Genomic DNA, 21,583 nt, shown 5'->3' with positions numbered 1-21,583 from the left:
AGGCATTTCTGCCGATCCTCAGTGGCTCACGAAAGTGAACAGCCATCCGCTGTGGTGACATGACTGTTACCGCCAAAAAGAATCATGACACACAAATGAGGCTCGCGGATACCCGAGCTAAAGCTGAGCTCTACGACTCAGCGCAGAGAACAAATGCGGTGGTCGAGCCGGGTTCAATTTCGGTTCGCCCGGCGTCCTGGATCACCGGACCGGACGCTTGAGCGGAGAGCCGATCAAACTCGTTGCGCGGCAGCTGCTTGATGCCAACCGGCGCGTGGACTTTGAGCCAACCTTCGATGATGGTTGGCCGTGCCTCGGTCAGCCAGGCGAAGAGCGCATGGGCTGCTTGCGCGGCGGCTTTGCCCGTAGACATGTCCAAGGACTTGTTCAGCACGATGTTCACCGAAGCGACCAGCGCCTCGTCGCTTTTTGGCAGCTCGGTTCCGGAGACCTGCAGCTTGGCGATCAGCTTGGGCAAGTCCGTGGCGGGAAGCGGTGGCAACCCGACGGCTTGGGCCTTGCCCACCTCGCTGATCATCTGTTCGGGGAACATTTCCAAGACCTTGGCGAACATCTTCGGATTCGCGCGGCGCACCGATTTCGCGAAGGCCTGGCTAGCCCAGGTCTGCCATTCCGGGTTCTGCGGATTCTGCAGGTATGCAATGACCGCGGCCCGGGCCACCGCCGAGATCCCTTCATCCTCGGTAGACGGATCTTCCTTATCGATCCGCAAGATGATGGGTTGCACTAATTCGAAAAGTTCTCGTTCAGTTTGCTCGCTCACCACTTCATTCTATGTGCGGCGCCCCTGCCCTGCTCCGCTAGCCCATTGCATGGGCCGGGGCTGCGCCTTGAGCAGGCGCTCCAGCGGTGCGCGGAACCCGGATCCGGCGTAGGATGCAGGCATATTGGAATGGTGCCGAAAATTCTGTTCCAGCATTGATGTATCACCGCGGAGCCTCATCCCTCCTAAGTCTCAAGAACTCGACCTTGAGAGGACCATCATGACCGAGCACTTGACCGTCGCCAGCAATCCCTTCCCGCACCTTGACCCGCTGGTCGCAGCGGCCTGGAACTTTCGCACGGTGGTGCCGCATTCCGGCGGTGCGACCGCCTATGTGGCCAATTCCCTGCTGCTCCTAGCGGAGCCGAGCACGATCGCCGGCCGCCTCGCAGCCATCAACAAGGTGGCCGGTGAGCTGGGGATCAAGGTGGAGGCCACGCCGCTGGGCATCGAGCCCGGCCGGGAACAGGCCCCGGTGAAGCTCGCACCGCCGATCAGCCGGCTGGTGCTGCATGGCGACCCGGAGGATGTCGATGCCTGGCAGCTGCTGAGGCGGCTGCGCCGGGCGGGGGCCGCTGACGGGGTGGCCCTGGACCACGCGCTGGTCGCCACCCCGTACTACGCCGGGGTGCCCTACTATGCGGGCGTGCCTTATTACGCTGGCGTCGCCGGGGCGCCGGCCACCAGCTACGGAGCACCGGGGATGGGCGGTCGGACCCCGGTGTCGGTGGTGCTGCCGGACCCGCTCGACGGCCGCCCGCGCACCAAGCGCGCACCCGTGGTGGTCGTGCCGGACACCGGCCTGGAGCAGCATCCCTGGTTCCAGGACCCGGCCACCGCGACCGCAGAGGTCCACGTCGACGGGCAGCTGCTCGGGCGGCACGGGACTGTACCGGGCTGCGCGGTCCCCGAACCGGTGCGCAACCCGCTGGACGGCACGCTGCCGCCCTTCGCCGGCCACGGGACGTTCATCGCCGGGCTCATCCGCCAACGCTGCCCCGAGGCCCGCATCCTGGGCATCCCGGTCATGGCCGACGACGGCGTGGTTTCCGAATCCTGCCTGATCGCCACGCTCCAGGCGCTGCGCACCGGCCAGCTCTCCGCCCTTGCGTCCGGAGACCAGGCGGAGCTCATCGACGTGCTCAGCCTCTCGCTGGGCTACTACCACGAGGCCCCGGCGGACCGGCTTGCCGATGCCCCGCTGCGCACGCTGCTCGAGGACTTCGGCCGCCTCGGCGTGCTGGTCGTCGCCTCGGCCGGCAATAACTCCACGACCGCCCCGATGTACCCGGCAGGCTTCGCCGCCGGACCTGCCGCCGCCGGGCTGCTTCCGTTGTGCTCGGTCGGCGCGCTGAACCCGGACGGCAGCGTCGCCTACTTCAGCAACGCCGGGCCATGGGTCAGCTGCCACCGCCCCGGCGCGGCGCTGGTCTCCACGATGCCCACGCACCTTGGCGGGGACCGGCAGATGATCGCCGCCCTGCAGAATTCCGGGCTGCCGCGCGCCACGCTGGACCCAGATGACTTCACCGGCGGCTTCGGGGTGTGGAGCGGCACCTCCTTCTCCGCCCCGGTGCTCGCCGCCGAGCTCGCCCGCGCCCTGGCCGAGACCGCCGCCACCGGGCTGGCCGAACGCCTGGAACGCGGATGGACGGCACTGGGAACCACGCTGGGCTGGAAACGGCCATGACCGGGGATACTGACCTCGTCGATCGGGCCGCAACCCTCTTCGAAGAGTTCCGCGGCGGCCGGCGCGAACTGCTCGAAGAGCTGGTGCGGCTGCTGAATCCCACGCTGTGGCATCTGGCGCGCAGCTGCCGGCTCGAGCGCGCCGACGCCGAGGATGTGGTCCAGACCGCCTGGCTGCGGCTGGTGGATCGGGCGGAGACCATCCGGGACCCGCAAACCGTGCTCGCCTGGCTGGGCACCACGGTGCGGCGCGAGGCCTGGCGCGTGGCCCGCGAACGCGGGCGCACCCAACCCTGGGAGAACCCGGAACCCGGTGCAGCAGACCTCGGCCCCGGTCCCATGCCAGGTCCGGTCGAGGCGCTGCTGCGCGATGAGGCCCGGCGCACGCTCTGGGCGCACTTTTCCCGGCTGACGCCGCGCTGCCAGGCCATCCTGCGCGTCATCAGCCGCGGCGGAGCGCCGGACTACGCCGCCCTCTCCGCGGCGCTGGGCATCCCGGTCGGGTCCATCGGCCCCACCCGCGGGCGCTGCCTGGACACCCTGCGCACCTACCTGACCGCCGACCCGGCTTGGAGCACCCAATGAACGAGCAATTCGAGCCGCACCAGCGGCCCCTGGACGGGCTGGATACCGCGATCCTGGAGCAGCTCGCGGCGATCTATGACACCTTGGACCCGCCGCCGCCCACGCTGGACGACACGGTGCTCTTTGCGCTCTCCCTGGCCACCCTCAATGCGGAGCTTGCCACATTGCTGGAAGGCCAGGCTCCGGCGCTGCGCGCCGCCGAAACCAGCGCCACCGACTCGGTCACCTTCACCAGCTCGGCCTTGCAGCTGATGGTGTCCACCGCGCCGGAGCCGGACGGGTCGCTGCGCGTGGATGGCTGGGTGACCGGCGGCGGGCTCGACGTGGCGCTCTACGCGGGCAGCACCGCGCACTGGGCAACCTCGGATGTGAACGGCCGGCTGCTCTGGCGCTCGATCCCGCACGGGCCGATCCGGTTCCTGCTGCGGCCCGCGGACCCGGAGGCGAAGCCGGTGCTGACACCAGTCATCGAGTTCTAGTTATGCCGCTTGAGGACCACCTGTCGGCGGCAACCGAAGCCTACCGGGGCGCCCGGGCGGCCATTGCTGCGTACCGGCTGCCCGAGGCAGGCGCGCTGCTGGGCACCGCCCGCCGGCACCTGGCCGCGCTGCCCCGGCCCGAGCGCATGGACCTCGATCAGCGGATCCGGCTCACCGAATCCTGGCTGATCTGCGATGCGCGCGGGCTTCCCGCGGCGCTGGCGCAGATCGAGGCGGTATTGCAGGAAGCCGCCACCGCCGCAGACGACAATCTCGTGGCGCTCGCCCGCATCCAGGCCGGGGTGCTCCACGCCAGAGCCGGAAACTTCGAGGAGGCACTGGAACAGCTGCGGCCCGCGGTGAAGTACGCAACACGGCTCCCGCTCGATGACCGCGTGCGGCTGCTGCTGAACAAGGGCACCATCGGTTCGCAGACCGGCGCCCTGGCCGAGGCCGCCGCGGACCTGCGCGCGGCGGCGGAGCTGGGCAAGGACCTGCCGGCCTACCGGTTCATGGCGCTGCACAACCTGGGATTCGTCGAGTATCTGCGCGGGGACCTGCCAGCGGCCCTGCAGCTCATGGCACAAGCCGACGGGCTCGAGGTCGAGGTGGACCGTTCCGTCGCGCGCCACGACCGCGCGCGCGTGCTGCTGGAGGCCGGGCTCATCGAGGAGGCCACCGAGCTCTTCGAGCAGGCCGTGGCCGAGCTGCAGCTGGCCGGGCTGGCCGAAGAATGGGCCGAGGCCCGGCTGGACCAGGCCCGCTGCGCCGCGCTCGCCGGAGACCCCGGCCAGGCGGTCCGCCTCGCCGAGGGGGTCCTGGCGCAGGCCGCGGGGCGCGGCGAAACGGCCCGCACCCAGGAGGCCCGGGCCGCACGGCTCGAAGCGCTGGTCTTGGGCTCCGGGCCCGGGAAAGCGCAGCTTGCGGTGCAGGCCGCGGCCCTGGCCGCCGACGCCCGAGCCACCGGACGGCCCTGGCTCGCGGATCGGGCCGCCGCCCTGCAGCTGATCGCCGCCGCGGAGGGACCCGAGCCGGAGCCCGGCGATCCGCAGGCCCTGCGCGGCCTGCGCCGCATGCGTGCCTCCCCCTACCTTTCCACGCGCCTGCTGGCCATCCTCGCAGGGCTCTGCACCACCACGGACCCGGCGCGGCGCGGCCGCCTGCTGCGCGCCGCGGCGCGGGATACCGCCGCCGCCCGGGCCGGCATGGCAAGCCTGGATCTGCGTACCGCCGTCGCGGTCCATCTGGCCCCCATCATGCGCTCCGATCTAGAGCGGGTGGCTGCCAGCGGCGACGGCTGGGCCGCCTTGCGGGCTACCGAACGCTGGCGGGCGGCGCTCGCCGAGGTGCCCTCGGTCCTGCCGCCCGCGGACGACGCGGCCGCCGCCCTGTTCGCCACGCTGCGCCGGCTGCGCGAAGAGCTGCGCACCGCCGCACCGGGTCCGGCAGGTGCCCTGCGCGTCGCGGCCGGCAGAATCGAAAGGCAGCTGCGCGAGCACCACTGGACCCACCGCACCCATGAATCGGAAGGCCTGCCCGGGCCGGTGGGCCGTGCCGAGCTGTCAGCGGTGGGCGTGCTCAGCTACTTCTGGTCCGCGGACGCGCTGCATCTGGTGCAGCTGGCGCCTGGCGCTCCGGCGCGGTTGCTGCCGCTGGCCGGGCGGGCAGAGGTTTCCGACCTGATCGCCGCCGCCCTGGCCGACACCGCGGCGGCCGGCAACGCGCCGGCGGGCCCGCTGTCCCGCGCGGTGCGCTCCTCGCTGAACGCCGCGCTGCAACGGCTCGAGCAACTGGTGCTGCCCGAGGACCTCGGCAACGCCCCGCTGGTGATCATCCCCAGCGGGGAGCTGGCCAGGCTGCCCTGGGGCATGCTGCCGCGGCTGCGGCACCGCGGTTTCACGCTGAGCCGCTCGGTTGCGGCTTGGGCTGCCGGCGGCGTCAGGCTTGCCGGCCCACCCAGCGTGGCCGTGATTGCCGGTCCCGGGCTGGCGCTGGCCGAAACCGAATGCGCGGCGGTGGCCGGCTGCTGGGCCGGCGCCCGGCCGGTCCCCGCCGAACCGGCCGCGCTCAAAGCCGCCCTGGCCGCCTACGACGTCGTCCACATCGCCGCCCACGGGCAGCACCGGGAAGACAGCCCGCTCTTCTCCTCGCTGCGGCTGCACGGCGGCTCGCTGTTCGCCCACGAGCTGGAGCAAGTCCCGATCCGCGCCTCGCTGGTGGTGCTCTCCGCCTGTAGCGCCGGGCGAGGGCGGCTGCGCCCCGGGGACGAGGCGCTGGGCCTGACCTCGAGCCTGCTCGCCATGGGGGTGGGCGCCGTCGTGGCGCCGCTGACCGACATCCCCGACGCCCTGGCAGAGCGGACCATGGCAGGCCTGCACCGCCGGCTCGCCTCCGGGCAGGAGGGGCCCGCGGCGCTCGCCGCGGCCTGCGACGGGCCGCTGGAGCGCAGCTTCGCCTGGTTCGGTTCCGACTGGCGGGCCGGCCCGGGCAGCTGAGCGGAAACTTTTTGCGCGGCGGTGTATCACCGGCCGCCGCCGGCGCTCCTAGGGGGTGCGGCGCAAAGGGGCGCCGCATCCGTTATCGGCTCCAGGAGCAATCCAATGTCAGAGAACAATGAGGCGCAGGCCTACTACTACGCCGACGGCGAGCGGGTTCCGCTGGCCGCATCACCGAACTTCGTCGCCATCCATGCAGACGCGGATCAGGCCGAGGCCATGAACGCCCGCGCCGCGGCGGCATCCCACGACCCGCAGCACCCGGTCCAGCTGCTGCGGGTCACCGACCAGAACCTCGTGGTCATGCGCGTCGAGGACGCGCCGCTCGCGCGGCCCGCCGGGGCGCAAGCCGCCGCGGAGGCCGGGGCAGTGGACATCTACGAGCCGGTGGCCGCGCAGGCCGGGGACGGCGAAGACGCGCCGAGCGCGCTGATCGACCAGGGCGAGCTCATCGCCAAGTTCGAGCCCGGCGCCGACGCCGCGGCGAAGCTCATCAAAAAGCACCATCTTCAGACCGTCCAGGAGGACTACCCGGAGCCCGGCGCTTACCTGCTGCGCACCACCCGCGCGCCGGACTCCGCGCTGGCCATCGCCAATGAGCTGCACGAGCAGGAGGGCGTGGAGTACGCCGTGCCGAACTTCGTGCGGATCGCCCCGCGGCTGACCAGCACCCTGGAGGAGCTCGTGGAAACGGCCGAGCCGAACGGCACCGGCCCGGCGTTCACGCCCAACGACCCGCTGCTGCCGGCGCAGTGGGGCATCAGGAAGATCCGCTGCCCCGAGGCCTGGGACATCACCCGCGGCAGCTCCGCCATCTCGGTGGCGGTCATCGACGAGGGCGGCAACGCGCACGAGGACTACGTCCTGGCCCCGGGCTACGACGCCCGCTTCAACGACCCGAACCCGGCCCCCAGGTCGGCCGATGGCCACGGGGTGGCCTGCGCCGGGATCGTCGCGGCCACCGCCCACAACGGGCGCGGCATTGCCGGTGTCGCGCCGAACAGCCGGGTGCGGCACATCCGCATCGCCTACGGCATCGGCAACGGCTTCTGGTCCACCACCGACGCCATCATCGCCGCCGGCGTCCGCAAGGCGGTCGACCTCGGGGCCGATGTGCTGTCCAACTCGTGGGGCAGCCCCACCAGCACCGTGGTGACCAACGCGTTCCGCTACGCCCAGGCCACCGGGCGCGGCGGCCGGGGCACCCCGATCGCGGCGGCCACCGGCAACGGCGACATTCTCGGGGTCGGCTACCCGGCCCGCCTCTCCCCCTCGATCCGCGGCTTCCTCGCCGTCGGGGCCAGCAACCAGTGGGACCAGCGCAAGAGCAAGACCAGCCTCGACGGCGAAACCTGGTGGGGCTCGAACTACGGACCGCAGGTCGACGTGGTGGCGCCCGGGGTCAAGATCCCGACCACCGACATCATGGGTTCCGGCGGCTACTCCGGCGGCAACTACGTGAACACGTTCAACGGCACCTCCTCGGCGACACCGCATGTCGCCGGCCTGATGGCGCTGATCCTTGCCGTCGATCCGGCGCTGCGCTCCTGGGAGGTCGAGGACATCATCAAGCTGACGGCGCGGGACCTGGGTTCCGGGGGCCGGGACCAGCACTTCGGGTTCGGCCGGATCGACGCCCGCAAGGCGCTCGAGGCCGCTTCCCGGTTCTGGTACTCGATCCAGGTCACCCCGGTCTTCCTCGGCTCCGGCCGCGACACCTATATCCGCGCCAACATCCGGCTCTACAACCCGGGCATCAACACGGTGCGGCTGAACGGACTGACCTTCCGCTCGCACGCTCCGAACGGATCCGTACTGGACCAGTTCAGCTTCGCGGGCAATCCCGGCCCGGTGATGCTGGCGCGCAGCGGGCACGACGTGCGCTTCACGAACGTGCTGCTGCGGGCCAACGGGAACCGCTCGCGGTGGTCCTATAAGTGGTCGGCGAACTGGGGCTACACCTTCTGGCGGCCGGGTGCACCGCTGCATCCGCTCGGGGCCCAGGAGCCGGCCGACGCCGGTGCCGGCGTCCTGGACGAAGCACAGGGCGTGAGCGAGACCGTGCCACCGGTTGAAGGTGCGGACGCTGGCGCGGATAGCCCGGTCGAGCCGGTGCCGAACGCCGAGTCCGCGGCGCTGCCTGCGCTCAATGGAGCCGGCGGGGACCAGATCACCGTCGATCGGACCAGCAAGGCGATCACCATCGTGGTGCGCTGAGCCGGTGCCGCTGGGGGCGGAAATCGGGGATCCGACATGCAATCTTGGGGGATGCATGTCGGATCCCCGCCGCGGTTAGATCGCCGAATCCGGTGATGGTGGATTCCGCCGATTTCAGGCAATGAATTGCATGCAGATCGGCCCACTTCATGTTTGACTTCCCAGGATCCGGAATCCCGCGATGCACGCACCGCCGAAGACAAGGCCATGGCCTTGCTCCGGGCCTTCGGCGATGCAGCGGCCACTTGTGTCGGAGTCAGCGAGCTAGCCCGACGAGCCGAGCTGTCGAAATCCACACCGGCCTACCTGCCAGTCGCTTACTCCTGGTGCATTGCGCTGCCAAGCACCTCACCGTTGCCGTCCAAGGCTTCAACAACGACGTACCGTGCATCGCCGGGCAACGGGATGGCTGTTTCAAAGGACTCCCGTTCGACGGTGGCCTGTTCGCTTGCGGTTGCCGCGTCGTCCCCGGTTAGCAGGCGCCATTGCGCGACCTCGGTAGCACCGTTCCAGGAGACGTATGCGGTGCGATCCCGGAGCGTGAGCTGCGGGTCGGTCGATGGTTGCCCGTGCCACGCAGCCTTGTACGCCCGGTAGCTGGTGCCTCCCCCAGAGAATCCTTCCGGGTAGCAGGCATCGCCATGGCAGATATCGTAGAGCAATTCACCATCATGGTTGTATTCCGAAAAATAGGACTGCGAGCCCCAGCCGATAAGCATGTTGCCGTTGGACAGTTCTTGGGCGTTGGCCATGCTGCCGGCCGCCCGTTCCTGCGGCGGAGCATACTCGGTGACCACCGAGGCGGTCATTGCCCCCTCGTCCAGTGACAGCCGCAGCCCCCGGGAGGACCGTTCGCTCTCATCTCCTTTGGCGTGGTTGTCCAGCAGCGTCAGCGTCCCGTCGGGTGCTCGCTGCGCGTCATGCTGCCAGACGAACACGGCATCCTCATCGAGGTCGAAGTCGCTGGCCGATCCACCCAACGTCCAGACCACCTCCCCGGTGGTGCGGTCCAGCCGGTACACCGCCGAAGTATGCCGGGCCGAGACGAGAATTGCGCCGTCGTGGTCTTCGGTTATCGAATTAATGTGGAAGTAGTCAAAAGGCTTTTCCGCGGTGCCCAGTTCGTCCTCGTCCTCCGTCTGCGCGGCCCGTTCGGAGTCGAAATCCAGCATCGTCTGCGTCAGCGGAACATGATCCAGCGCGCTCCATTCGAAGATCACCTCGCCGCTGGCAATGTCGACCTCTTGGATCACCGCATCTTCGATGTTTCCATCCTCCGGGCCTCCCACGGCAGACAGATCGGCCGGGGTGGGCACATAGGAAGCGATCAGCATGGTGCCGGCTGCGGTGATGGTCGAGTCGTGGAAGTCTGCCTTGCCCGGACCTAGAGAACCGCCGGTGGTGACGCTGGCAATCTGTTCGTAGGCGGCGTTGAGGATGAGAATCTCGCCATTGCCGCGGCCTCCGTCTCTGGTGCCCTGATAGACCGTTAATACTGTTTCGCCGCGGTATTCCTGCGGACGAAGGTCAAAATAGTTGTCCTTAGGGTCCTCCGGGTCGATCGGTTCCATCCAGACAAGTTCGCCTTGGGCATCGAAGATCATCGCCCCGGATGAGGGAGTGCCGGTCTCGTAGCCCGGGGTCAAGAAAATATACTCGGTCATTCCCCCGTGCTTTGCGGCCGCGGTTTCGCCGTGCGAAACTGCCAATTTCGGCGGCGTCAGATCCGGGCGGCTGACGAAGCTGTGATGCGGCACGGGGTAGTCCTCGGCCCCTTCGGTGGGAGCACAGCCGGAGAGCAGCACGGCGAGCGCCGCCACGATGGCTGCAGCCGACGCCCGGCGGCGGCGAGGTTGATACCAAGTGATGTTCGCACCCATACCTCAGAATGACACCGTTGGGCCGAGGATAACAAGGGCTGAGCGCTGCGGCACCGTCATGGCTGGATAGGTAACCGCGGGCAGCTATCAACTACCATTGCTGCGCCCGGCTAAGAGCGCCCATGCCAGGCACCGGTCGGAGCCCGGACTGCTGATTTACCGATTGGCGCTTTTTCCGGATGATCGCTTCAGGTCATTCCATTCCTCGAAGCAATAAGAAATACAGGATCTCGGTGGAGATCCAACATGCCGTATTCCGCGGCTGAAGCGCAGCAGAGTCTGTCCTTGCGCGTGCGGTGAGACACAATACCCCTGCAGGGAAACGCAAGGGCTGCGGCCCTGCCCTCAGGGGACAGGATCCGCAGCCCTCTACTTGCCTAGCCGTTCAGCGCGCTGTAATCCAGAGCGCCTCCGGTGGCGGAATCGCCGTAGGTTTCCACGTGGACGTGGTCCATATGCCGGGTGGTGTCATTCCAGTTGTCGGTGAACTGGGTGCCGTACTTGCCAGAGGTCGAGTACGGCTCCCAGCCCTTCGCCTCAGATAGCCAGATCTTGTCCTGCCAGATCAGGTAGTGGACTCCCAGCTGCTTGCGGTTGTCCAGCAGGAACTGGGAAATGCGGTCTCCGGCGGCGATTCCGGCGGCGCTGTGGTAATTGCCGATCATCGCGTCCACGGCTTTGCCGGAGCTGTGGCCAACGGATCCGGGACGCACCGTGCCCAGCGAGGTGAAGTCACCGGCGAACAGCTGCCGCAGCTGCTTGATGCCCCCTTGGGTATCGCTGCGCACCGGGTGCAGCTCGGCGGTGCTCAAGTAGCGGGAGCTGACGTATCCGGTGCCGACGCCGCTGGTCACCTTGGCCCAGCCGTTCTGCGCGCTGATCAGCTGCACTCGCCCATAGGCCGGGAGAATTCCCTTGCTTGCATAATTGGTCCCCGGGCCGGTGCGCAAATGCAAGCTGCCGGTTGTCCAGCGGTATTGCGCGCTGGACGGTTTTTCGTCGCTCAGGTAGTCGGCGCTGACGTAGCCGGTCCCCTCCGAGGAGGTCACCTTCGACCAGCCCGCCGTAGTCAGGTGGACGGTGAGCTTTTCCCCCTTCGGGATCACGCCGAGCGAACGATGGCTGGTGCCGGCCCCACTGCGCAGGTTGAGGTTCGCGGTGGTCCACTGGGTGCTGCCCCCGATAGGGCGGACGCTGTCGTCGTCATCCTTGGGCTGGCTGTCGCTCTTGGCGCTCGTGGACAAATACGCGCTGCTGGCCCAACCGGTGCCTTGAGAGGAGCTTACCTTCGACCAGCCGCTGGAGGTCGTGTGGATAGTGACCTTCTCGCCCTTGGGGATCACGCCGAGCGAACGGTGGTTGGTTCCGGCCCCGGAGCGCACGTTCAGGTTTGCCGTGGTGTACGCTGACTTTTTGGCGGTGGGCGGGGTCTCTGGTCCGGAATTGGAGGCGCCACCGCCCAGGTAGGTCCGGCTGACCCAACCGGTCCCCTTCGAGGACGAGACCTGGGCCCAGTTGCCCGAGGTGCGCAGGACATTGACCTTTTCGCCCTCCGGGATCACCCCAAGCGAGCGGTAGCCGGTTCCGGCCCCGGTGCGCAGATTCAAGTTGGCGGTCGTATAGCGCGAGCCCTCCGAAGATTCCGTTTTCGGGTTGCTCGGCTTCGACGAAGAACCCTTCGAGGTCAGGTAGCTGGCGCTGGACCAACCGGTCCCCTTTGACGAGGTCACCTTGGCCCATCCCCTGGACGTCTTCGAAACCGTGACCTTCTCCCCCTTGGGGATCACACCGAGCGAACGGTAGCCGGTCCCGGCCCCGGTGCGCAGGTTGAGGTTCGCCGTCGTATAGCGCACCGAACCGCCCTTGGAATCCGTGGTGGACGAGTCTTTTTCCAGGTATGAGCCAGCGGACCACCCGGTTTTCCCGCCGTACTTGATCTTGTTCCAACCATGGCTGGTCGCCAGCACGCTGACTTTGGTGCCCATCGGGATCACCAGCAACGTGGCTGAGGAGGTTGTGGCCCGTTCGCGCAACCGCAGGTTTGCCGTGGTGCGCTTGATTGTTGCCGATTTGGCGGATTGGACGGTGAGCTTCGCCGTCGGCAAGGAGTTCGGCACATCTGCGGATGCCGGTGGCGCTGCGGCTGCCTGAGCGCCGGTTCCGATTGTCATGGTCACGGCCAAGGCCAGTGCTGCGGTGCGTCCCGGATTCCTCATAAGTCCCTACCTGATATCAGTCGGCGACGCTCATCCATCACGGTTCATAAGGCATCTGGCAATGTCCGAGCGGCTTGTGCTAGTTCGTTCAATCGGCACCCACCCCACAAGGAAAGCCGCCCCAAGCTCGCCACCGAAAGTACTTCTACGCAACACCCTCCCACAATCGGGCCCGACTCGCACATCATTTTCCCAGATCGACGTCTTAAAACACGCAGAGGTAAGGTGGCTTACTTTTCCGATGCACTAGGCGCTCCGCCGGTCCTCGACCGGCGTGACCCGTTGTGCGTCCCCTCCAGAATTCCAGCACGTAGGCTTGAGCACATGGGCATCGATAATTCTCAGTCACAGATTTTCTACGCGGTGGCTACCGCCCGCGAGGTCGAGCTGGCGGCGGAGAACTTTGGCGGTCCAGAGCAGATTCTTGGCACCGAAGCGAGGCGCGCAACCGACTTCCTGCAGGCCGAAGACCGCGAGGCCTTCCTCGGGGCACGCACGCTGCTGCGCTTACTGCTGGCGCATGTCCAGCACGGCGATCTGGCGATGGCCGCGCAGCTGCGGATCTCTCGTCGCTGCACTTCGTGCGGTTCTGTAGAGCATGGGAAACCTGCATCCCCAGAGCATTCCATCTCGCTTTCGCGCACCCGCAAAATGTTCATCGCGGCAGTCGGCCCGAAGAGGATCGACCTTGGAGTCGACATTGAGCGGGGGCCCGGCTTTTCTCCCGAAGGCGTCTTTGCCGGTTTTGATGACGTGGCGCTCACCGCCGCGGAACGCAGACTGGTTCGTCGAGAGGCCAATGCGGATAGGGTGCGCCTCATCGCATGGTCGGCCAAGGAGGCTCTGCTCAAAGCCTCCGGCACGGGGCTACGCCAAGAGCCGTCCGCCGTCCCGGTGCTATCGGCGCGTGCGCTTCGCGCCGAGCGTGAAGGTCAGTGGACCGAGGTGAAGCGCCCGGCCGAATACCAATTGCGCTGGCTGCCCGTGCCTGCCACCCATGTCTCGGCATTGGCCGCTTCTGTGTCGCTGCCGGTCGTGGAACTCAGCGCAGAATTATTCGGAGATGGGAACGGCCAGCTACTACAGCGCTAAACGTCGATGAAGGTAATCAAAATGCGGGCAGGGTTTTCCGCATAAACGGCGTGGACCACACCGGCCTCCAACTGGATCATTCCGCCATAGCTCAGTTGATGGGTCTGATCACCGACGCTGAAGTCCACTTGCCCGTCGAGAACCTGCACGATGATGGGAGTGGCTGCCTTATGCTCGGCCAATTCGACATCTGCGTCAAAAGCGATCTGCACGAGCGTGGCGCCGGAAGCGGAACTGATCCGCTGGGCCGAGTAGCTCCCTGGCTTAATCGGATTCGCTAATTCAAGATCGCCCAATTCCTGAGCCAACAGGGAACTTGCTACCTTGGTGTAGTTCTTGTCCATCACGAATCTTCCTTTACGTCAGGTGGTGCCCGGTGCTGGAGGTCCAATCTCCTTCGAGTATTCCAGAATTTGCCTGCATTCCAAGGCTGCGAGCGCATTGGCCGCAGCGGGGCTAGTAGGAGCGCCGCCTGACCTTGCGGACAATTAGCAGAATGACGCTCACCAGCATCGCCGTCGCAAGCGTCACCAACGCCGGAATGATCCAGTCGGATTGCCGTACGGCAGCTACGGTCAGCTCGCCGAATCTGCTCAAGGATGCGCCCCATGACCCCTCAGGGTTTTCCAAGATCGTGACCACCGCGGAGATCACCGCGGGCATGATCCATTGAATTGCCAAGGCAATAATCCAGAGAACCAGATGCCAGGCTCGGAGAAAACCAAGGAATCCCAGCACGAATCCGAGCAGCAACGGGCCGGCATAGGTCAGCGAGGAATAGATGTTTGGATCGGCCGGAGTATACGTCGCCACCATTTGCATCCATTGCCCCACGCTGAATGCGAGCACTGCGACCAGCAGGGCCACCACGCTCAGCCGCAATTTTGCGATGACAAAATAGAGGATCTGGGAAATCACCAGCAGCGTTCCGAAAACCCATAGTTCCCTTTGAGTTTCGGGGCTGGCACCCCCCTGCAGAAAATTCGGCTCGCCGCCCAATATCCAATGCGCCGCTAGTCCCAAGAGGAAGAGCATCATGCCCACATCGGTCAGAATCGCGAAGCTCGTCGCGCGCCGCCCTATGGCTCGGGCAAACCAACCACCGAGCAGAGCGACAAGGGACAAAACAATAATCAGGCCCGCTGCGTCGGAATCCGGAGCAGGCAACAGCGACTCGTCTCGTTGGCCAAGCCACAACCAAAGCCAAGGAGCAACCGCAAGAAGTACAACGAATAACCCCGCAACGATCTGGGCCCACCAGGGACTCCAGAAGTTCCGGCTGCTTCTCATATTCAACGTATGTGCTCCCACGGGCTCATTCTGTCAGAGGAGCGAGTCTGATTCTAGGACCTCAGGAGCTATTTCAGTGCGTCGGCCACCGGTGTCACAGCGTCGACAAGTTCACCGCATACGGCGGTTCGGATCGTTTTGGGCTGCACTGCCCCGCGGCACAACGCCAAAGAGACCCGTACACGTTTCCCCTCAAACAGGGAAGCGTGTACGGGTCTCTTGATCAGACCTTTTGACGCCCGACGACGGTGTATTTGTCCCGTGTCTAGATGCGCCCGCGAAGATGTGGGTGATCTTTACGGTGATCGGCGTAAGCCATGCCAGGCGGTAACCCGATGACTTCAACTGAAACCAGTAAATACCAAATCAATCACTGTGTGCAACCGACCTGTTGATGAGTGATCAATATGATCAGTCCTAATACTTTGAGGTACCTTAGAGCCGACATTCTGCCGAATCCACTGAATTTAGTGTCGTGGATCACTGTCTTCAACGGCTTCGCTATGGACTCTTTCAATCTTGATCTTTCGCTCGGACACTGCGGAGGATAAGAGCATCGCCACGATGACAAACCCCAAAGGCAGGATCAATGCCTGACGCAGCCCAAATTCATCACCCACGAATCCGAGGAGTGGCGGGCCGACCAGGAATGCGATGTATCCAATGGTTGCTGCTACGGCGACGCGTCCTGCAGGATCATTTCCCGAGGCTCCAGCGGCAGAAATCGCCAGCGGAAATGCGAGCGAGGTGCCGATTCCCCAAAGAATGACTGCGCTGCCTGCAAGAACCGGGTTTTCGAGAAAGATGACGCCGGACAGGCCGGAGGCACCGAGGAAGGCGCTCACGGCAAAGGTCCGGCTCGCGCCGAAACGTGCGATGAACCAGCCGCCGCAGAACCTGCCAATGGTCATCGCCAACGCGAAGCCGGTGAAAATCAGGGAGCCCGCGGCCGGGTCAAACCCGTGGCCGTCCACCATGACCAGCGGGAGCCAATCATTGGCGGACCCTTCGGCGAGCGCCATCGCCAAGACGATGAAGCCGATCAGCAACAAGCGAGGATCCAGCCACAACCGCGCGGTGCGCTGCGGCACTTCTCCATCTTGCCTGTGCGTATCGATTTTTCCGGTTCCCTGCGGAAGATAGCGATTGACGTAGAGGAATAGCGCGAGAGAAAGCAGGCCGCTGAGCACTAAGTGCCAAATCACAGGGAAGGCCAGCGACGTGAAGACTATCCCGAGGCTCGCCCCAATGACGGTACCGAGCGAGAAGAAGCCGTGCAGGCTCGCAAGGAATGGCTTCTTGGTGATTCGTTCCACCTCGGCTCCTTCCACGTTCATGCCAACTTCTGCACTGCCCATTCCGGCGCCGAAGATGAATAGACCCGCGGCGACGCACCATTCCAATTGGAAGTGGGCGCTTATTCCAATCAGCGGCATAGAGATAATCACGGCGGATGAGCCTGCTTGGATCACCGGACGGGCCGCGAAACGCGCAACGAGCTTTCCGGAAAAGATAATTCCAAGCATCGATCCTACGGATAAGCCGAAGAGCACAAGCCCCATCTTGGCGGGGGTAGCTTCGAGCAGATCGCGAATGGCCGGTGTACGGGTTACCCAAGAGGACATCGTCAGCCCGGGGAGGAAAAACAGCGTATACAGCGCCCAACGGCGTTGGGTAATGGTCGGTGCCAAGTCCGCTCCTGGTGCGGGTGCAGTCGGTGCCGAAATCGGCATTCATAGTAAATCTACACAAGGTTGGCATTTGCAGGACAACTTTGTCTGCAGAAACATCATTACGCCTTGACCTTGACGCTGCGTCAACCCTTAGCGTGGTAGCCATGAACGATTTTCTGTCGACCAATCCCGGTGGTGCGCACTCGATCAGTGAAGTGGCACGGGCCGCAGGTGTGAGCAGTCGAACCCTGCGCCACTACGACCATATCGGTCTACTCCATCCGAGCTGGACCGCAGACAATGGGTACCGTTTTTACACCCGGCATGAGTTGGTGCGCCTGCAGCGCATTCTTCTAATGCGTCAGTTGGGACTGAAGCTGGAAACCATTGGCGAAATCATTGATGAGCATCAAGATGAGATTTCTGCCCTCCAAACCCATATCACCGAGTTGTGGAACCAACGCACTGCTTTAGATGCCCAAATCAACGCCCTGAGGCACACCATCCAATCGCTAAGATCAGGAGAGAGCATGAATGTAGATCAAGCCTTCGACGGCTTCAACGAACAATACAAAGACGAGGTAGTCGCCCGTTGGGGCCAAGAGAGCTACGTAAAGTCGGATCAGTGGTGGCGCGGACAGTCGAAGGACCAACAGGCCGCACAGCTGCAGCAGGTGAAAGACCTAAATGAAAAGTGGATACAGGCTGGGCGTTCAGGCATAGACCCAACTGGTGACCGAGCCCAACAAATTGCTGCGGAGCATGTAGCTTGGCTCAATAGCATCCCCGGAACCCCGGGCCATGAGGGAGATGAAGCACAGCTTAGGCAATATGTATTGGGGTTGGCCGAGATGTACGTGGCCGATGAACGATTCGCGAAGAACTACGAAGACCAAGCTCCCTTTGTGAAGGCATCTTTGGAACGTTTTATGCAGGAGTAGTTGCACTCCTAGAGGTAAATCCCGTCCGGGGCTGTCCCTCGGTCGGGATTTACTGCTGTCGCCTACACATGCGCTATTCGCTGCCGTCGCTGATTTCGTCGCGGGCTTGGGCATAGCGGTGCTGAATGTAGTTTTCCAATTCGACCCTTTCGACCCGCCACATGCCACGTCCACCAATCTGTATCGCCGGAAGCTCGCCGCTTTTCACCAGTGCGCGTACCTGCGGAAGCTTGACGTTCAACTCTTCGGCGACGTCTTCCAATCTCATAAACCTCATACTTGATAGGTTACTGTTATTTGCGGTTATTTGGTGTGGGAATAGGCAAGTTGTGGATAAGTTGGTGTTCGAAGATTCGACTGCATCCGGGCGATGACACATAATGAGTTAGACGCAACAAAACCGGTCAGACCGTGCAACACACTTGGGTGCGGCTGGTCATTTTGACTAAAATCCTATGAAGGCACTTACGCCGCCGCCCACCCAACTTGCCAGCCCAGGAGAAACTCCATATGCATTCGGAAACGTATCAGCTCGATGAGACCGACCGCCGAATCCTGTTGGCCCTGGATGCCGATCCCCGAGTGCCGATCATGATGCTGGCACAGCAGCTGGGTTTGGCCCGCGGCACCGTGCAGACCCGGCTGGAACGGCTGGCCCACTCTGGCGCGTTGCGTCCAAATACCGCACGGATCCTGCCAAGCTCGATGGGGCGCGGAGTCAGCGCGTTCGTCAGTGCAGAGCTCAACCAGTCAAGTTTGAATGAAGCCATCGAGGCACTTCGCGGCATCCCAGAGGTACTCGAATGTGTTGCACCGGCCGGTGAAACCGACTTGTTGATCCGCGTCTCGGCCACCGATCCAGATGATCTATATCGAGTCTCCGAAGAGATCCGCCTATGTCCTGGCATCACGCGCACATCTACCTCGATGATTCTGCGCGACGTGATCCCCTACCGCACCACCGAATTGCTCAAGAAACTCAGCGGAACCAAGAACTAGCTAGCTACTAGATCCAGTGTCCTTGCCGGAAGGTTTCTACGCGCGGCAAATACGCACACCATGCTGAGCAAGCAAAGCCCGATTAGCAACGCGATAAACCAGATGGGGTCCGCGAATGGACGCCACATGGCGAAGAGGGTCGGGAAGCTAAATCCGATAAAGCACACCGCATAGAACCGTCCGGTGAGTTTGCCCATTTCTGCCGATCCGGCAAGGTCAAGCACCTGGCTCAATCCAGCCACCAGCAAGACGCCATTTGCCGAACCCGAGAGAATAAAGGCGACGACGCCCAAGGCTTCGGAGCCGGTCGTGTAAACCACGATCATCAAGAGAAAAGCCAGGACCGCCAGAGTGAGCCCGGCGAGCAATAGGTTCACCTTGCTGGTGTTGTTGTATCGTTTGGCCAGTGGCTGGACGATCACTCCCATGCCCATGGTGATGGCAACCGCGGCGGTGGTGTAGAACAGCGATGACTGGCCAGCGTCCGTGCTCAATGCGGGAACTATGGCAAAGCCACTAGCGGCCAGCCCAAAGACCCACGGAGCCGCTGGAAGAACTACGAATCTGAAGCGGGCGAGATTCTCCGCCGTGGTGCTGCCTCCAGCTGTTCGAAGTTTGGCAGCTTTTTCTTCCTTGACTGTGGTGATCAGCAGCAGCCAAGACACAGCAGCTACGGCGTGAATTCCATAAGCCAGTTCGGGGCTAGCGCTCGCGCCAACTATTGCACCGGAAATTATCGGTCCCAAGGCAAAGCCTGCCGAGGTGCACAGGGCCGCACGAGTGGCTCCTGCCGGACCGACGCTCAGTACTTTAACCCAGCTGGTCACCGCGACCATCGCCAGTCCCATCCCCATTCCGGTGAAGACACGTCCGAGATACAACCCGGAGTCGTTCACCATGCCGAACATCATGGCAACCGAACCCAGCGTGGACGCGGTCAGCGCCAGCAGCGTGAACGGCTTGCGGCCAAATTTGTCGGCCAGGGGCCCGCCCAAGAGCAAAGTGGGGATCATGCCGAGCAAATAGCTGCCCATCACCAGCATCGCTTCAATTTCGTTCAACTCGCGGTGCTGCTGGTACCAGCTAATAAGCGATACGTACTGGTTGGCGCACCAGCCAGTGAGGACTAGGCAGATGCCTGGAAGCCACCATGAATTCTTGCCCTGCTTGGTCTTGCTCGTGGTGATCTTACTTCTCCAGTTCATGGAACAGTTCGCGAACGCGATCTGCAATTTCGTCACGGATCATATTCATCCGTTCCGCACCGGTGACCCCGTCTTCGCTCGGTTCATAGGTGATCCAGCGTTCGGTGGGGATCGCTTCGTCAATGCTCGGGTTGGCTTCGCTCCCCAAGATGACTACGCGGTCCACCTTCTCCACGACCGACGAATCAATAGCCTTAGGCGTTCCGGCAGACATGTCTGCACCGGTTTCGGCCAAAGAATCGACCGCCTCGTGATTGATCACGGTGCCAGGGTTTGTACCGGCCGAATAGCTGGTGACCGTGCCGCCAGAAACAAGATCCATCAATGCCGCAGCCATTTGCGACTTGCCTGCATTGCGCGAGCAGATAAAAAGAACCGAAGTAGCCATGAACTCATTGAACCACCCACAAGGCATTCGTGGGTGGTTCAATGATATTTGTTGAGGGCACATTATGGCTGCGCTCAACGCGTTTTGATTGTTTCTCCCTTGAAAAAAGCGGGATGCCGCACCCTGGTGAAGAGCATGATTGCTACGCCAAGCAGCAGCACACCTACGCCGAGGATGAAGACCATTCCCACGTTGCCGATCGCGGATCCGGAACCATAATCGGGGTTCATCGATTCGACGGCGGTGCTGAAGAACATCACCAGCAGCACCACACCGCCGACCAAAGGAGCCAAGAATTTGAAGAAGAAATTCCGCACATTGGTAAATAGTTCACCGCGGAAATACCAGACGCAGGCCAGCGCCGTCAGCCCGTAGTAGAAGCAGATCATCAGCCCGAGCGCCGTGATGGTGTCCCACAATGCATTTTCGGAGATCAGCCGGGTCACGACATAGAACACCGCGGCGGCAGCTGCCGAGACGATGGTAGCTACCGAGGGCGACATGAAGCGTGGCGAAATCTTGGCGAAGCTCGGCGGCAAGGCCTTGTAATAGCCCATGGCGAGCAAGGTGCGTGCCGGAGACACCATGGTTGACTGCAGCGAGGCTGCCGAAGAAGAGAGAATCGCCAATGACATCAGGATGGCCAGTGGACCCATGATCGGCCCCGAAAGCACCGCAAAAATCGATTCTTGGTTCGCTTCATTGCCTGCCCCGAGCCCGGTTTCACCCACACCTGCCCAGTAGAGGACCCCCAAGGAAACCGCTAGATACAAGGCGATGATCAGGAGCACTGTCCAGGTCGCGCCGCGTCCGGGTACCTTGTTGGGGTCGGTAGTTTCTTCGTTCATGGTCAGCGTGACATCCCATCCCCAGAACACGAAGATGGATAGCGAGATGCCCGCGGCAAAGGCCGAGAATGAATCCACGCTCGCCGGGTTGAACATATCCAAGGTGATCGGCGTGCGGTCAAAGGGCGTGCTGTTGGTGAAGGCCATGACGGCAAAGAGCAGCAGCACCGATACTTGGAAACCGACCAAAATATACTGAAACACCTTGGTTGCGTTCAGTCCGCGATAGGAAATATAAGCCGCCGCGGCGATAAAGGCCAGTGTGGTGGGAATGTTGACCCAAAGATTATCCGTTAGGTCGGCAATCGCTTGATTGCCGGTGAGCTGGGCGATGAGGATATAGAAGAAATCCACGGCTACGGCCGCCAGATTCGATAAGACGATCACCGTCGCCGCGATCAGACCCCAGCCGCCCATCCAACCGATCATGGGACCAAAGGCGCGGGTGGCCCAGGTAAATGAAGTCCCCGAGTCCGGCATCGCGTTGTTTAGCTCGCGGTAGCCCAGTGCCACCAGCAGCATCGGAATGAAACCCGCCAGCAAGATGGCCGGAAGTTGCGTGCCGACCTCGGACACCGTGGCGCCTAGGCCGGCGGTCAAGGTGTAGGCCGGGGCAATACAGGAAATACCGATCACGACCAGTCCCAGCACGCCTACGGTGCCGGTGGACAGGCCCTTGGAGTGCAGGCCGGTGTCCGGTTGCTCGACGGTGTCCCGTCTGAGATCTTGCGACATAGTGATTACCTTCTGGGGTTCATGCTGGGCAGGCGTCGTCGTCTGTCCAGGGTGCGGGCAGCGACCG

The 21,583-nt window shown here is 63.7% G+C and carries 18 protein-coding genes and 1 pseudogene; 9 read left to right on the top strand and 10 right to left on the bottom strand.

The window, feature by feature from the left end; genetic code table 11:
* Nucleotides 1–130 precede the first annotated feature (130 nt).
* On the bottom strand, nt 131–784 hold the full coding sequence (locus CQ015_RS13130; RefSeq protein WP_105552919.1) for a peptidyl-tRNA hydrolase: 654 nt from the start codon (nt 782–784) through the stop codon (nt 131–133).
* A gap of 220 nt (nt 785–1,004) precedes the next feature.
* On the opposite strand from CQ015_RS13130, the gene CQ015_RS13125 reads away from it, so the two are divergent.
* The 6 genes and pseudogenes from CQ015_RS13125 to CQ015_RS19410 all read left to right on the top strand — a co-directional run.
* The gene (locus tag CQ015_RS13125; protein WP_105650307.1) at nt 1,005–2,474 is read left to right on the top strand and encodes a S8/S53 family peptidase; all 1,470 of its coding nucleotides are present in this window, start codon (nt 1,005–1,007) and stop codon (nt 2,472–2,474) included.
* The gene (locus CQ015_RS13120; protein WP_105569635.1) at nt 2,471–3,058 is read left to right on the top strand and encodes an RNA polymerase sigma factor; all 588 of its coding nucleotides are present in this window, start codon (nt 2,471–2,473) and stop codon (nt 3,056–3,058) included. The genes CQ015_RS13125 and CQ015_RS13120 overlap by 4 nt, the downstream gene beginning before the upstream one ends.
* Nucleotides 3,055–3,537, top strand: a complete 483-nt coding sequence (locus CQ015_RS13115; protein WP_105552917.1) for a hypothetical protein — start codon at nt 3,055–3,057, stop codon at nt 3,535–3,537. Before CQ015_RS13120 ends, CQ015_RS13115 begins: the two co-directional genes overlap by 4 nt.
* A gap of 2 nt (nt 3,538–3,539) precedes the next feature.
* On the top strand, nt 3,540–6,032 hold the full coding sequence (locus tag CQ015_RS13110) for a CHAT domain-containing tetratricopeptide repeat protein (RefSeq protein ID WP_105650306.1): 2,493 nt from the start codon (nt 3,540–3,542) through the stop codon (nt 6,030–6,032).
* A 105-nt stretch (nt 6,033–6,137) separates the two neighbouring features.
* A complete protein-coding gene (locus CQ015_RS13105; protein ID WP_105650305.1) occupies nt 6,138–8,249 on the top strand; it encodes a S8 family serine peptidase in 2,112 nt (703 codons plus the stop codon).
* A gap of 207 nt (nt 8,250–8,456) precedes the next feature.
* Nucleotides 8,457–8,534: pseudogene (locus CQ015_RS19410) on the top strand (hypothetical protein); the annotation flags it as partial.
* 32 nt (nt 8,535–8,566) lie between these two features.
* Here the strand turns inward: CQ015_RS19410 and CQ015_RS19405 are convergent.
* On the bottom strand, nt 8,567–10,129 hold the full coding sequence (locus tag CQ015_RS19405; protein WP_105650304.1) for an arylsulfotransferase family protein: 1,563 nt from the start codon (nt 10,127–10,129) through the stop codon (nt 8,567–8,569).
* A gap of 377 nt (nt 10,130–10,506) precedes the next feature.
* Nucleotides 10,507–12,345 (bottom strand): SH3 domain-containing protein, encoded by a 1,839-nt coding sequence (locus CQ015_RS13090; protein WP_105650303.1) that lies wholly within the window; start codon nt 12,343–12,345, stop codon nt 10,507–10,509.
* 324 nt (nt 12,346–12,669) lie between these two features.
* On the opposite strand from CQ015_RS13090, the gene CQ015_RS13085 reads away from it, so the two are divergent.
* The gene (locus tag CQ015_RS13085) at nt 12,670–13,437 is read left to right on the top strand and encodes a 4'-phosphopantetheinyl transferase superfamily protein (RefSeq protein ID WP_105552912.1); all 768 of its coding nucleotides are present in this window, start codon (nt 12,670–12,672) and stop codon (nt 13,435–13,437) included.
* Here the strand turns inward: CQ015_RS13085 and CQ015_RS13080 are convergent.
* From CQ015_RS13080 to CQ015_RS13070, 3 genes are all read right to left on the bottom strand, one after another.
* Complete coding sequence (locus CQ015_RS13080) at nt 13,434–13,781, bottom strand: cupin domain-containing protein (RefSeq protein ID WP_105552911.1); 348 nt, start codon at nt 13,779–13,781, stop codon at nt 13,434–13,436. The two genes, CQ015_RS13085 and CQ015_RS13080, sit on opposite strands and share 4 nt — an antisense overlap.
* Before the next feature lie 112 nt (nt 13,782–13,893).
* Nucleotides 13,894–14,748, bottom strand: coding sequence for a hypothetical protein (locus tag CQ015_RS13075; protein ID WP_146113357.1), 855 nt, complete (start codon nt 14,746–14,748; stop codon nt 13,894–13,896).
* Nucleotides 14,749–15,194: 446 nt separating this feature from the next.
* On the bottom strand, nt 15,195–16,418 hold the full coding sequence (locus CQ015_RS13070) for an MFS transporter (RefSeq protein WP_258138501.1): 1,224 nt from the start codon (nt 16,416–16,418) through the stop codon (nt 15,195–15,197).
* Nucleotides 16,419–16,564: 146 nt separating this feature from the next.
* Here CQ015_RS13070 and CQ015_RS13065 point away from each other — a divergent pair, with 146 nt between their 5' ends.
* Nucleotides 16,565–17,341 carry a MerR family transcriptional regulator gene (locus tag CQ015_RS13065; RefSeq protein WP_105650301.1) on the top strand — a complete coding sequence of 259 codons (777 nt, stop codon included), beginning with the start codon at nt 16,565–16,567 and terminating at the stop codon, nt 17,339–17,341.
* 73 nt (nt 17,342–17,414) lie between these two features.
* Here the strand turns inward: CQ015_RS13065 and CQ015_RS13060 are convergent, their stop codons facing one another.
* Nucleotides 17,415–17,609: a helix-turn-helix domain-containing protein gene (locus CQ015_RS13060; RefSeq protein ID WP_105552907.1), complete on the bottom strand. Its 195-nt coding sequence runs from the start codon at nt 17,607–17,609 to the stop codon at nt 17,415–17,417.
* 242 nt (nt 17,610–17,851) lie between these two features.
* Here CQ015_RS13060 and CQ015_RS13055 point away from each other — a divergent pair, with 242 nt between their 5' ends.
* Nucleotides 17,852–18,340, top strand: coding sequence for an Lrp/AsnC family transcriptional regulator (locus CQ015_RS13055; protein ID WP_105552906.1), 489 nt, complete (start codon nt 17,852–17,854; stop codon nt 18,338–18,340).
* Here the strand turns inward: CQ015_RS13055 and CQ015_RS13050 are convergent.
* The 3 genes from CQ015_RS13050 to CQ015_RS13040 all read right to left on the bottom strand — a co-directional run bounded on the left by CQ015_RS13050 (nt 18,337) and on the right by CQ015_RS13040 (nt 21,516).
* A complete protein-coding gene (locus CQ015_RS13050) occupies nt 18,337–19,545 on the bottom strand; it encodes an MFS transporter (protein WP_105650300.1) in 1,209 nt (402 codons plus the stop codon). The genes CQ015_RS13055 and CQ015_RS13050 overlap by 4 nt on opposite strands.
* Nucleotides 19,529–19,933 carry a low molecular weight phosphatase family protein gene (locus CQ015_RS13045; RefSeq protein WP_105552904.1) on the bottom strand — a complete coding sequence of 135 codons (405 nt, stop codon included), beginning with the start codon at nt 19,931–19,933 and terminating at the stop codon, nt 19,529–19,531. The genes CQ015_RS13050 and CQ015_RS13045 overlap by 17 nt, the downstream gene beginning before the upstream one ends.
* Before the next feature lie 74 nt (nt 19,934–20,007).
* Complete coding sequence (locus CQ015_RS13040; protein WP_105650299.1) at nt 20,008–21,516, bottom strand: APC family permease; 1,509 nt, start codon at nt 21,514–21,516, stop codon at nt 20,008–20,010.
* Nucleotides 21,517–21,583: the final 67 nt, after the last annotated feature.

The organism is Arthrobacter sp. MYb221, assembly GCF_002979835.1.
Taxonomy (GTDB): domain Bacteria; phylum Actinomycetota; class Actinomycetes; order Actinomycetales; family Micrococcaceae; genus Glutamicibacter.
Note: the sequence above shows the minus strand (reverse complement) of the source record. Positions and strands in the feature narration are given on the sequence as shown.